The organism is Capnocytophaga gingivalis ATCC 33624 (genome assembly GCF_000174755.1).
In the GTDB taxonomy this organism is placed as follows: Bacteria; Bacteroidota; Bacteroidia; order Flavobacteriales; family Flavobacteriaceae; genus Capnocytophaga; species Capnocytophaga gingivalis.
In genome coordinates this window covers 97,803-110,890 of the sequence record NZ_ACLQ01000022.1, presented here as the reverse complement: position 1 = coordinate 110,890, position 13,088 = coordinate 97,803, and the positions used below count along the sequence as shown (strand labels likewise).

The window sequence follows — 13,088 nt, the reverse complement described above, 5'->3', positions numbered from 1 at the left end:
TAAAATGTTGTAATTTTGCATCGTTTTCAAAAGTAAAAATATAATCGAGATGAAAGAACAGATATTACAGATTTTGCTACGTATCGCCTCAGGAGAAGCAATAGCGCAAGGCGAAAAAACAGTCTATCCTGCTGTACGTGAACAGCTTGCAGCTATTAAGGCTATCATGACCTTACAAGGTTGGGATCGTAAAGAGACTAAGAAAAAAGCAGTTGCTCCAGAGCAAATACCTCTTGAAGCAACTGCTGATACTACTATTGTGGGAGAAACTTCTCTTCAGAGAGAACAGGAATTTACAACAGGTGAGGATGTGACTCCTGATGCTGTCCCTTATGAGGTTGCGGCTCAAGAGGAAAAGATCACTGTTGCAGCAACAGAAGTTACAACAATTCCTACTACAGTTGAAACTCATTTGTTACAGACAAATCGGGACATCTCACTCCAGAAACGGCTGTACAAGCCCTTCAAAAGGAAAAAGAAACTTTTAGGGCTTAAGTAGGAAATGATTGTGAGGCTCAATTCGTTAAGATACAATAAGTTGTTCCGTAAGACACAATAAGTTGCATCTTAGGAAGTTAGCGAATCATATTTTAACTATTGATTCCTGTTATTATCTATCTTAGAACGCTGCAGAGTAAGCGGCAAGGAATCCAAGTATGATACCAGGAAGGTTGGCGAATACGATAGGGTAGTCTCTGTCTCGTTTTAAGAAACCATAAGCTACCCACAAAGTGCAGTTGATACCTGCTACCAATGGTTGTAACCATGGACCGGTAGCATCGCCCCATGTTTTTTGGATTTGGTCTATATAGGCTACATACATACACACAGCGGTGATTGTAGCGGCAATACTAAGAATACGGACGAATTTACTTTCCATAATTTATAATATTTATTTCTGTTAGATATTCGCAGCAAATATATAAATATTTCTCAAATAGAGGATGTAATATTTTTTATTTAACTTTTAATAAATAGTGTAATAAGAGAATCTTATTTCTTTTATAAATATTTAACTCATTAAATAAGATAAAATTATAAAAATTACTATAGATAAATTCGTTTTAGATTCGTATTTTTGCATAAGAAAAATTTCTGAAAAGAGGTATATAGAATATCTAAAATAAAAAACACATGAAATTATTGGAAATTAATGACTTAAAAGAGAGGAAGATAGTCCAGGATTCCTATGAGATTGGTCTTGTCTATAAGGGGCGTCGGGTGGATATCCTCTTGGATAAGCTTCATTATAGTTTGGAGCAGCTTTTGGAGGCTGCCAATCATTTGTTGCCTTATCTTTCCCAGTTGGATCTGAAGGCACGAAAATATTTAGCAAAGGAGGAGTTATTGCGCTTCAATGCTTATAATCAGACCAAGAATAAACCTCTTGTCTCTGAGGAATGTTTGGAGAAGCATATCTCCCTACATGCGGTACAGTTCTTTGATGAGAGTATAGACTTTTTTTATCGCCTGAGCTGTGATCGGAAATATGAGCTTATAGTAGAGGTGTGTGTAGCGCAGGGATATCAGTACCCTAAGTTCGAACAATGGTTCTTAGGGAATGTCAAGGATAAGGGTTGGTTGCACAAAGTAAGTGCTTTTCTTGGAAAAATGTTTCGACTTGTATAAGGCTTTGGATACATGCTGTTGTGTATGCTACTCAAAGAATTTAAGAGGGCAAATATCCTAATTGTTATCACAATCTAAGCAATTATCATACATGGTTTCTTCAGTGTTGTAATACTTGGCAGGAATACACGAAAAAGAATCTATACAATAACTAAGTTTTTTTGTATAATCTATTTTCAATTCCTCTGTTGAGAAAACATACCATTCCCCATCCTCTTTTATATTCAACCGATAAAAGACAGAGTCTCGGTCAAAATTTACTATTGGACTGTCTTCATAACTATTTTTCTTTTCTTGTGAAGTGCATCCACAAACAAGAAAGAAGATAATAGGCAATATAGCAAAATATAAAATCTTATTTTTTCTCATTTTATCATGATTAAATAGAGGGGCTTACGAAAATAAGCGTCACCAAAGTAGGGGCGAATTGCAATTCGCCCTTGTATAAGAGGCAATTCGTCCTTTTATCTATGATAAGGTAGTTCCCCATAGTTGGGTGCAAGATACGAAAAAATATACAAATCACCAAAAAAGGGTATGATTGTATTTTTTTAATTTGTATGACAGTTTTCTTGAGATTATTTGATTTGAAGCTATAAATATGTTAAATGTATATAACAAAATGGTAGAGTCCTTTGTGAAAAGTTTAATTTTTTATTAAAGGTATAGGCAGTGTAGTTTTTTTTTGTACTTTTGTCTGTTTTTAAAGAAGAATTATTTTTATAGTTTTACTTGTAAAACGATGAAAATAAGTGTTTCATTAAGAAAAAATACAGAAGAACATATGAATACATCGAGACTGAAAACATTGTTTATGCTATTGCTTTTCTGTGGGGTATGTTATACTTCCTTTGCGCAAGAAGAGCTGGCTGTCTCTGGGGTGGTTAAGGATACCAAGTCCAAGCCACTGGCAGGGGTGCAAGTAAGTATCAAAGGCACTTCGCAGAGCACACACACCGATTTCGAAGGATTGTATACGATTACTCTTACCAAGGGACAGACCTTGGTTTTCTCTCTACAGGGTATGCAATCACAAGAAGTTACACCTTCTTCCGCTACAGTGGATGTTACCCTTTTAGCTCAGGGAGAAGAGGGAACTAAGAAAAAAGCGGGGACTCCTATGAATACCAATACCCGTGGACAGACTTCTATTGTTCAAACAGTAAAGCCTCTTTGGGTGCTCAATGGAGTGATTCTTCAAGGAGATATAGACCTCAAACCAGAGGATTTGGTCTCCGACGATGCTAAGTCACTGATAGCTTCTGCTATTCCGGGACTTACAGCTGAGAGTATTGAAAGCTTTAGAGTGATCAATGATGCTTCTGCTACTGCTTATTATGGACCACGTGCTATTGCAGGAGTCGTGGAAGTTGTTACCAAAAAAGGTACCGCAGGCTCCAGTAGTTTTACTTATTCTAACGAATCCACTTACCGACTTATCCCTTCCTACAAACAGTATAATATCATGAATTCTCAGGATCAGATGTCTTTTGTACAAGAGATGATGAGAAAAGGGATGATGCCTACCGAAAGCTATAAAACCTATACCCTCAAGGGAGCAGTCGGGAGGATGTATGAACTCTATAATATTTTGGATGCCAATGGAAATCCAAGAGTGGCCAATACCGAAGAAGGTCGCTTGGCTTATATGAGAGTAGCCGAACATAGGAATACCAACTGGTTCAAAGAGCTCTTCCAGAGCAGTGTAATGCAGAACCATACGCTGTCTTTTTCTTCAGGAGGAGAAAAATCTGCTTATTACACCTCCTTGAGTGTGCTTAGTGATCCAGGTTGGCAAAAAGGAGAAGAACTTACCCAATATGCAGGTAATCTTAATGCTACTTATAATTTTTCTTCCAAACTTAGTCTCAATGTGATTACAGATATTTCTTATCAGGAAAAAAGAAGTAATGGTAAGAATATGTATGAATATGCCTTAGGAACACCACGTACTATGGATCCTAAGGATGATTATGCGTACTACTACGCCCCCTTCAATATTCATAGAGAAAGAGAAAATAACTTTATGACGACTGATTTGGCAACCTTGCGCTTACAAGCGCAACTCAGTTATAAGATTTCTCCTAAGGTAGAGGCTACTCTCATGGGAGCTATCCGCTATGAATCAGGGGTCTATAATACAGATATAACAGAAAACTCTAATATAGCTCAGAGTTATCGTGCTATCAATGAAAGTATAAGAGAAAATAATGATTATCTTTACAAAGATCCTAACAATCCTTTTGCAATCCCTGAGATAGTGATGCCTCAAGGAGGAAAACGTACTAAGCAGGTTACTACTTTTAATGGGAATAACCTCCGTGCTACTCTTAACTATAACGACTCTTTCTCAGATGGCCTTCATCTATTGAATCTTTATGGAGGGTTTGATATGGATAATGCTAAAAACTCTAACGATAGAATCATAATTATGGGGTACTTTTTAATTCTGGTCACTTAGAAGCGTATTCTTATTTGTTCTTAAAATATTTACAAGAACGTTCGGAGGGCTATTATAATATTTCTAATACAGTCAATAATAATCAAGCCTTCTTTGGGAATGCTTCCTATACATATGGCAACCGTTATACACTCAATGGTACTTTACGTTACGATGCCTCTAATCAGTTTGCACCCTCGCGTCTGATCCGATGGATGCCTACTTGGAATGTAGGACTTACTTGGGATGTCTCACAGGAAAAATTCTTTACGCATCTTACTCCAGTATTTTCCTATCTCAATATATATACTTCTCTGGGGCTGACCGCTGTTTCGCCTTATGCTACTAATTCTTACACTCAGCTTTATTACGATCTCCCTTGGAGAAATTCTTCTGTTAGAGAAAAAGGAATCTATCGTTCTAATTTAGCAAATCGTGATCTTACCTATGAAAAGACACAAGAAATCAATGTAGGAACTCAGTTTGGTCTTCTGAATTATCGCTTGAATGTATCTTTAGAATGGTTCAAGCGTAGGAGTTATGACTTGATAGGATCTGTAATTACTCAAGGAGTAGGAGGACAGATTTCCAAATATGGGAATATAGCCGAGATGCAGACACAAGGTTTAGAAGCAGGATTAGAAACTATCAATATAAAAACCGAAGATTTCTCTTGGAAAACTTCCTTAGTCTATTCTCGAGCAATCAATAAAATTACCAAACTGAATACAGCTCCAACTGTAGGAGATATGGTGGGGTACAGTGGTTCAGGAGGTTTTGCTCGCGAAGGGTATCCTCAGGGTTCACTCTTCTCAGTACCCTTCAATGGTTTGGATAGTGAAGGGTTACCTACCTTCATAGGGCCTGATGGAAATCCTACTCATTTTGGGGTAGATATGAAAGAAAGAAATGTAGATTTCTTAAAATATTCAGGAACTCTTATTCCTACAGACAAAGGTAGTTTTTCCAATACCTTCAACTATAAAGGACTTTCTTTTGGGATAGTATTTACCTATTCTTGGGGTAATGTGGTACGCCTAAGGGATGTAAGCAGTATCTATAGTGGTCTTTATTCGGACGTTACTACCTTACCTAATGAACTAAAGAATCGTTGGCAATTTGCAGGAGATGAGAAGAAAACAAATATCCCTGCTATCTATACCTCTGCTCAAGAATACAATTATGATTATAAAAATCTTACAGAACATGCTTATCGTGCGTACGATTATTCCGATGTACGTATCGCCAAGGGAGATAATATACGCTTGAAAGAAATCTCTGTAGGATACACTTTTGATAAGAATTTCTTGCAGGAAACACGTATTCGCCAACTCAGTGTCAAGTTACAAGCAACTAATGTTGCCTTGCTCTATGCCGATAAGCGACTCAATGGAGATGATCCTGACTTTCGTGCTACAGGAATTTATGTAGCCCCTAAGCGAATTATTTTCACCTTGCGTCTTGGTTTATAATTAAAATATTACTCCAACATGAAAAAGATACTTTTACTCATAGGGATGATAGCCATAGGCTTGACATCCTGTAATAAATTAGACGAACTCTCTGATAATAGGGTAGAACAAATAGATACTCCTGAAAAAATAAAAAATATACTTACTAGTGCCTATCCTAAAACTACCAATACTTATATCACCGAGTTGGCTTCCGATAATATAGCTGATAATGGAGCAAATGTGCCTGGGATTCCTTTCTTTGCCATAGAAGCCGCTTATTGGAAACCTATTAAGGAATATTGGGATACTGATGGACTTCATAATTTTTGGCAATATCATTATGAATCTGTCTCCTTGGCCAATGAAGCCTTACAAGCGATCGAAAAGTTAGGAAATACACAGGAATTACAACCTGCCAAAGGGGAGGCTCTACTTATAAGGGCTTATGCTCATTTTTGCTTGGTAACTACCTTTTCTAAAATGTATAACCCTCATACCAGTAATACTGATTTAGGGATTCCTTATGCCAAGACTATTGAAGAAAACCTAATCGTAAAATATCCCCGTGGCACTGTCGCTCAGGTATATCAACAGATAGAAAGTGACTTGGAAACAGGACTTCCTCTTATTGAGGATCGTTATTACCAATTACCTAAGTATCACTTCAATAAGAAAGCGGCTTATGCTTTTGCAGCACGTTTCTATCTCTATTATCAAAAATGGCAGAAAGCCTTAGATGCTGCCGATGTAGTGCTAAGTGGAGATGTAAGTGAACTTCTTAGAAATTGGAAAGCTTTTAGAGATGGAGCCAATGTAGGTTCTTCTACAAAGAATAACTTTGCTATGTATTATACTAAGGAAAGTATTGAGGCTAACCTTATGCTACAACCTACCTTTACTAATATGTTAGAGGCTTATTACTTGGATGAATTGTACGATGCTCGCTTTACCCACAATACTTTTGTGGCTAATAACCAAACTTTGGGAACGAAGAATCTTTGGGATCAAGATGCCTTTAATGCAAATAATGGATATCCGCTTTATTGGTTTACCCCTTTTGTGAATACTACAGGGGGAAAATATATTGATATAGTCAATGTAGGTAAGTTTCCACGCTTTAGGAGATCAAGCTCCAACTATGGTACGATTATTGTACCTTTCACCACCGATGAAACCCTCTTAGTGAGAGCTGAAGCCAAGGTAATGCTTTCTGACCTACAAGGAGCAATGGATGATCTTAACTTATGGACGAAGGCTTATATTACCGATTATAAGGAACAAAATGGGGTACGTACCGCTCATATAAATACAGGCTTCACCATACAAAATGTAAAGGACTTCTATGATTCTATAGATTATGCTACTAATACTCCTGAGGGAGTTACTCAGAAAAAGCATTTGCATCCGTCTTTCACCCTTGTAGAAGGCTCAGATCAGGAAGCTATGATACAATATATATTACAATGTCGTCGTGTCCTTACCTTGGGCGAAGGTCTTCGTTGGCAGGATGTTAGGCGCTATAATATAGAAGTACCTCGTTACCAAAAATATGGAAATAGTGGTGCTTACCAAGTGCCAGATATCCTTACCTCTGGAGATAATAGAAACACTTTCCAACTTCCTGACGAGGTATTAGGAGCAGGAATGGAACCCAATCCAAGATAAATATTGAACTTATGAAAAAAATACTATATTCTCTTTTGGCAGTAGGCCTCATAAGCTGTACTGCAGATGATAAAATTCCTGATGAAAGTGCACTTACACCTTCTGTACTGCATGATAAAAATATAAATCATCAGAGCGAATTGGATAATTATCTCTATGAAAACATAGAGAAGCCTTATAATATCCGTATCCTCTATCGTTTTACGGATGAGGAAACCTTTCGTAGCTATACTTATACCCCCGCAAAATATGATAAATCTATAGAGTTTGTCAATATTTTTAATTATCTATTTATAGAACCTTATATCAAGGTTACCTCTAAGAGATTTCTTAAGGAGCATTCCTTTAATATCTTGTTGTTATTGGGAGATCCTGCTTTCAATGCCGATGGCTCTAAGAATGTGGGATTAGCGTCGGCAGGGGTAAAGATCCACCTTACTGAGATTGATAATATACAGCCCAATAGTATCTATTGGTTAAATGACAACTTCTTAGTGACCCTTTATCATGAAAATGCACATACATGGCACCAAGCTATCCGCTTTTCTCCCGCTTACGAACAAGTCTCAGCCAATGACTACAAAGGAGGAAACTGGGTATCTGCTTGGGGAAGCTATGGAACAACAGATTACCTTAAGGCAGGCTTTATTACAACTTATTCAAGTTTTAATAAGGATGAGGACTTTGTAGAGCTTTTGGCTCGCTATATTGTATATTTTAATGCTGATTTGGATGGTTGTAATTGTGCTACTACCGATCAGTCCAAATGGGGAAAAAATTCTACTAATCTCGATTACAATAATTTCCCTGATGGCTACGATGCAGAAGCTTATAATACTTGGAGAAATAAGCGTTATAATTATGTGGATAGTGAAAAATGGGATGAAATGAATAATGAATCAGCAAAGATATGGCAAGAAGTGCTAAAAACCGCCGATGAAAAAATCCGTGATACAGAACAATATACAGGAAAAGAGAAGTTAGAACAAAAAATAGCAATTATGAAGAATTATCTCTCTACTACTTGGAATATTGATCTCGATGCCCTTCGTGCTGAAATCCGTAGCCGATACAAATATGTGGTAGGTAAAGATTTTGAAGGAAATGAAGTAGATAAAAAAGATTTTACACGTCTTAATAATAATTGATTGTAATATGAAAAAATATATAATAGCATCTCTTGCTTTGCTCTTCCTTACAGCTTGTGAATATAAGGAAGATCCTGTCTTTGACCAAAATCCCAAAGAGCGCATACTCTCTAGCCTTCAAAATACTAGAAAATTATTAGAAGGACATGATGGTTATTGGTTGCTTACTTACTATCCTGAAGAGTATCAAGAAGGTTTTTGGGTATATCCTTATCTGAATACCCTCTTCCCTTCAACAATTAATTTTCCTAAGTATCACCGCTCCTTAGGAGGATATAATTTTATCTTGAAGTTCTCTGAAGGTAAAGTAACGGCTTCCTCAGAAGTAGTACCTACCAATAGAGAGGAAACAACTTATTATTCTTATACCATATCTGAATTCCCTATTTTAAGTTTCAATACCAAAGGAGATATCATTCACCACTTCTTTAGTTCTACAACCAATTATCATGATGCTAGAGGAGGAGAAGTAGACTTCTTTATTGATAAGGTGGAAAAGGAGACTTTTACCCTTAGAGGGAAAAGGAATGGAAATATCATGACCCTTTCAAAACTCACTACCGATAGAGAGACTTTCCTAAATAAGATTCGAGAAAATCGTGACAAACTCTTGGGTAAGGGACTTTCTCCTATTAGTATAGGAGGAACTCAAGTAAAACTGGAACTCTTCCCAACTACACGTCAGATAGCTTTTCTCTATGAAAATGATACTAAGTATCAGCAACAAGCCTTTATCGTTACAGAAAAAGGGATTAAGTTCTATGAGCCAGTAAGTATTAATAATGTTACCCTCTCTGAACTTTATTTCAATGAAGATAAAACAGCCTTAGTATCTCCAGATGGAAATTTCTCATCAGCCTTAGTGCCTTCTCCTTTGACTATAACTAATTCTACAGTTATAAGTTTTGAGGATTCTAAGGCTTCTCCTTATCTTATAGAAAAATATGAAGCAGCTAAGGGTTGGGCAGAAAATATCTTTAGTTGGGGAACTCTGTCGAAGAAAGTAAAACTTGCCCCTATGGCAGGGAATGAGGGAGAAAATGCTACAGGAATAGAAATAGTAGAAACAACAGAAGATGGTAGCGGTTGGTCTGGTTATTATCTGGTAGATTTCGTAGGAGTAGCAGGTGCTCCTACTCAAGTCAAATTCTTGAGTAAAGGCCCTCAGGATTCTAAAGAGAATTATTTATACTTCTTTAAGGATCCAGCTATATGGCTTGCAGAAATTCTTGTAAGGAGTGCACCTTATACAGTTGAAAATCATTCGAGTGAATATTACCGCCTTATTTCGGTTGGTGATGCTAATGTGTGGTTCTTAGTAAAAAAATAAAGAAAAATATAATAAACCTTGAGAAAAGATCTCTCTTATAGAGAGGTCTTTTTTTATAATATTTTCTAAATCAATGATTTTAAAAAACACCTAAAAGTCCTTTGTTATAAGGTTTTTTGTGTGTTAAAATGTATAATATTCCCATTTTTTTTCGTACTTTTGTCTGCTTTTTGAAAGGATTTATTTTTTTGGGTTTTTTTCTTAAAATTTTTTAAGAAAAAGTCCTTTTACAGTTGCAAATACAAAAAAACACATATGAATACACTGAGACTGAAAATGTTATTTATGCTACTGCTCTTCTGTGGGGTATGTTATACTTCCTTTGGGCAAGAGGAGCTGAAAATCTCTGGAGTGGTCAGGGATACCAAGTCCAAGCCACTCGCAGGGGTGCAGGTAAGTGTCAAAGGCACTTCACAGAGCACACACACCGATTTTGAAGGGTTATATACCTTGACTATTACCAAGGGACAAACTTTGGTTTTCTCCCTACAAGGGATGCAGACCCAGGAGCTTACACCTACTTCTACCACAGTAGATGTTATTCTTCTCTCTTTGGTAGACCAAAATGCTAAAAAAGAAGCAGGTACTCCTATGAATACCAATACTCGTGGACAAACCTCTATCGCTAAGGAGGCAAAACCTCTCTGGGTGCTCAATGGGGTAATTCTCCAAGATAATATAGATCTAAAACCAGAAGAACTCGTCTCTGACGATGCTAAGATGCTTATTGCTTCAGCCATTCCAGGTCTTACTGCTGAGAGTATTGAGAGCTTCAAAGTACTGAAGGATGCTTCAGCCACAGCTGTCTATGGGCCTCGTGCTATTGCAGGGGTTGTGGAGGTAGTAACCAAGAAAGGTACAGCCGGTTCCAGTAGTATTACCTATACTAACGAATCTACTTTCCGCTTTATCCCTACTTATGGCGAATACAACATTATGAACTCTCAAGACCAAATGTCTGTCATACAAGAACTCATACGAGGAGGGCATCTTACTCCAGACTTTACTTCTATTTGGGAGCGAAAAGGACTGATAGCAAGAATGTATGAACTACATAATGTTTTGGATAATAATGGGAATTTCACAGTGCCCAATACTCCTGAAGGACGTCTGGCCTATATGCAAGCTGCAGAAAAGAGAAATACCAACTGGTTTAAGGAACTTTTCCAGACAAGCATTATGCAGAACCATACACTTTCTTTCTCTTCAGGAAGCCAGAAATCTTCTTATTACGCTTCTTTGAGCTTACTCTCTGACCCAGGATGGCAAAAGAATACTACCTATTCTCAATATTCAGGAAATCTCAATGCAAACTACAACCTCTCTTCCAAGTTTGCTTTGAACGTAATCACAGACCTTTCTTATCGTTCACAATCTACACCAACTATAGCGGGAACAACTCTTTATAATTATGCTCTTACTCGTCCTCGCTTTTTGGATCCTAAGGAACACTATAAGTACCGATATACTCCTTTTAATGCCTTGGAGGAAATGAACAATTCTTATACAGATACCAATGTAGCAACATTGCGCCTCCAAGCTCAGCTCACATACAAGATTACACCTAAAATAAAGGCAACTCTAATGGGGGCTATTCGTTACCAATCCAATATAGCCAATAGAGAACAGAATGAGAATTCGAACTATGCAAACTCATTCAGATATATGCCAAATGCTTTGATAAGAACATATAATAAGTATCTTTACAAAGACCCTAATGATCCTTTCGCTTTACCTATATCTGTTCTTCCAGAAGGAGGTATTCGTAGAAAGACAGAGAGTACTACTACAGCCAATACTTTCAGAGCCACAATTAATTATAATGATTCCTTCGCTAATGGCCTTCATACATTAGCTCTTTTTGGAGGCTTTGAGATGGATAATGCTAAGTATACTAATGATGTGACAGACCATTTCGGAGTATTGTATAATTCTGGAAATTATGGTACTTATTCCTACAAATGGTTCCAGTTTTGGCAGGAACAGGGCTATACTTATTATAGTATAGGTAATACTATTACCAACTACCAAGCTTTCTTTGGGAACGCTACTTATACATTCAAGAATCGCTATACTTTTAATGGTACTTTGCGTTATGATGCTTCTAATCAGTTTGGACCATCACCCTATATTCGTTGGATGCCTACTTGGAATACAGGGCTCAGCTGGAATGTAACTCAGGAGAAATTCTTCGAACACCTCAAGCCTCTTTCTCACTTAAGCTTTAGTGCTTCTTTTGGGGTGACAGCAGTGGCTCCTTCTGTAAGCAATTCATTGTCACAAATATATACTAACGATCCTTGGCGAAACTCTTCTCAGAGAGAATTGGGGCTAAGCATTTCCAATACAGCCAACCATGATCTTACTTATGAGAAGAATCAAGAGTTGAACCTTGCCACAGAATTCGGGCTCTTTAATGATCGTATTAACCTATCAGTAGCATGGTTCAATCGTAAGAGTTATGATCTTATAGGAGGAATTACCACACAAGGGGTTAGTGGTACTATCATTAAGAAAGGAAATATGGCTGAGATGCGTATTCGTGGGTTGGAAATAGGACTGGAAACCACAAATATCAAAACAGCTGATTTCTTTTGGAGGACTTCTTTTGTATATTCTCGCGCCACTAATGAAGTTACTAAGCTTCTTACGAATCCTACTATTCAGGATATGGTGGGCTATAATTCTCAAAATGCTACTTCGCAAGGAGGTTTTGCCAAAGAAGGCTATCCTCTTAAGTCTCTTTTCTCAGTTCCTTTCAATGGATTGAATGGATCAGGACTTCCTACTTTCAGAGATCAAAATGGAGAAACAACTATCAATGGAATACGTTTTGATAGTCAGAATGTAGATTTCTTAAAATATTCAGGAACACTTATTCCTACTGACAAGGGTAGTCTTAGCAATACATTCCATTATAAAGGGATTTCTTTGGGAGTGGTGCTAACCTATTCTTATGGAAATGTAGTACGACTCAGAGGTATGAGAAATGTATATAATGACTATTCAGCAGTACCACGAGAACTTAATAATCGTTGGCAATATGCAGGAGATGAGAATAAGACAGATGTTCCAGTACTCTATACCACTTATATGTATCAAAGACTTTTCAATGGATGGAAGGAAATGAATCAAGCTTATCTTACTTATGATTATTCCGATGTCCGTATCGCTAAAGGAGATAATATTCGACTCAAAGAAATCTCTTTAGGATATACCTTTGATAAGGATTTCTTGCGTGAGACCCGTATTCGTCAGCTTAGTCTCAAGCTACAAGCTACCAATATAGCCTTGCTCTATGCAGATAAAAAGCTCAACGGAGATGACCCTGATTATTTGGCTAATGGATACGCTCCTATACCTCCTAAGCGACTTATCTTTACTTTACGTGTTGGACTTTAATTATCATCAAAATTAGACAA

Annotated in this window: 8 protein-coding genes and 1 pseudogene; 7 read left to right on the top strand and 2 right to left on the bottom strand. The window is 37.2% G+C overall.

Features of this window, described 5'->3' with window-relative positions:
* Nucleotides 1-49: 49 nt before the first annotated feature.
* On the top strand, nucleotides 50-499 hold the full coding sequence (locus tag CAPGI0001_RS12615; RefSeq protein WP_002668870.1) for a hypothetical protein: 450 nt from the start codon (nucleotides 50-52) through the stop codon (nucleotides 497-499).
* 120 nt (nucleotides 500-619) lie between these two features.
* Here CAPGI0001_RS12615 and CAPGI0001_RS08845 read toward each other — a convergent pair whose 3' ends face one another.
* Nucleotides 620-880: a SemiSWEET family transporter gene (locus CAPGI0001_RS08845; protein ID WP_002669103.1), complete on the bottom strand. Its 261-nt coding sequence runs from the start codon at nucleotides 878-880 to the stop codon at nucleotides 620-622.
* A 254-nt stretch (nucleotides 881-1,134) separates the two neighbouring features.
* On the opposite strand from CAPGI0001_RS08845, the gene CAPGI0001_RS08840 reads away from it, so the two are divergent.
* Nucleotides 1,135-1,629, top strand: coding sequence for a hypothetical protein (locus CAPGI0001_RS08840; RefSeq protein ID WP_002668898.1), 495 nt, complete (start codon nucleotides 1,135-1,137; stop codon nucleotides 1,627-1,629).
* Nucleotides 1,630-1,686: 57 nt separating this feature from the next.
* Here the strand turns inward: CAPGI0001_RS08840 and CAPGI0001_RS08835 are convergent, their stop codons facing one another.
* Nucleotides 1,687-1,998 carry a hypothetical protein gene (locus tag CAPGI0001_RS08835; protein WP_002669113.1) on the bottom strand — a complete coding sequence of 104 codons (312 nt, stop codon included), beginning with the start codon at nucleotides 1,996-1,998 and terminating at the stop codon, nucleotides 1,687-1,689.
* 445 nt (nucleotides 1,999-2,443) lie between these two features.
* Here CAPGI0001_RS08835 and CAPGI0001_RS08830 point away from each other — a divergent pair.
* From CAPGI0001_RS08830 to CAPGI0001_RS08810, 5 genes and pseudogenes are all read left to right on the top strand, one after another.
* A pseudogene (locus CAPGI0001_RS08830) lies at nucleotides 2,444-5,541 on the top strand (carboxypeptidase-like regulatory domain-containing protein).
* Nucleotides 5,542-5,559: 18 nt separating this feature from the next.
* Nucleotides 5,560-7,188, top strand: coding sequence for a RagB/SusD family nutrient uptake outer membrane protein (locus tag CAPGI0001_RS08825; RefSeq protein WP_002668988.1), 1,629 nt, complete (start codon nucleotides 5,560-5,562; stop codon nucleotides 7,186-7,188).
* An 11-nt stretch (nucleotides 7,189-7,199) separates the two neighbouring features.
* Entirely contained in the window at nucleotides 7,200-8,336 is a 1,137-nt protein-coding gene (locus CAPGI0001_RS08820) for a substrate import-associated zinc metallohydrolase lipoprotein (RefSeq protein ID WP_002669006.1), read from the top strand.
* 7 nt (nucleotides 8,337-8,343) lie between these two features.
* Entirely contained in the window at nucleotides 8,344-9,666 is a 1,323-nt protein-coding gene (locus tag CAPGI0001_RS08815) for a DUF4302 domain-containing protein (protein WP_002668801.1), read from the top strand.
* A gap of 255 nt (nucleotides 9,667-9,921) precedes the next feature.
* A complete protein-coding gene (locus CAPGI0001_RS08810; RefSeq protein ID WP_155813465.1) occupies nucleotides 9,922-13,068 on the top strand; it encodes a SusC/RagA family TonB-linked outer membrane protein in 3,147 nt (1,048 codons plus the stop codon).
* Nucleotides 13,069-13,088 lie beyond the last annotated feature (20 nt).

Bases quoted from the DNA above. Each gene is read 5' to 3' on its own strand.
- CAPGI0001_RS08840 (WP_002668898.1), top strand. From the start codon at position 1,135: ATGAAATTATTGGAAATTAATGACTTAAAAGAGAGGAAGATAGTCCAG.
- CAPGI0001_RS08815 (WP_002668801.1), top strand. From the start codon at position 8,344: ATGAAAAAATATATAATAGCATCTCTTGCTTTGCTCTTCCTTACAGCT.
- CAPGI0001_RS08810 (WP_155813465.1), top strand. From the start codon at position 9,922: ATGAATACACTGAGACTGAAAATGTTATTTATGCTACTGCTCTTCTGT.
- CAPGI0001_RS08825 (WP_002668988.1), top strand. From the start codon at position 5,560: ATGAAAAAGATACTTTTACTCATAGGGATGATAGCCATAGGCTTGACA.
- CAPGI0001_RS12615 (WP_002668870.1), top strand. From the start codon at position 50: ATGAAAGAACAGATATTACAGATTTTGCTACGTATCGCCTCAGGAGAA.
- CAPGI0001_RS08845 (WP_002669103.1), bottom strand. From the start codon at position 880: ATGGAAAGTAAATTCGTCCGTATTCTTAGTATTGCCGCTACAATCACC.
- CAPGI0001_RS08835 (WP_002669113.1), bottom strand. From the start codon at position 1,998: ATGAGAAAAAATAAGATTTTATATTTTGCTATATTGCCTATTATCTTC.
- CAPGI0001_RS08820 (WP_002669006.1), top strand. From the start codon at position 7,200: ATGAAAAAAATACTATATTCTCTTTTGGCAGTAGGCCTCATAAGCTGT.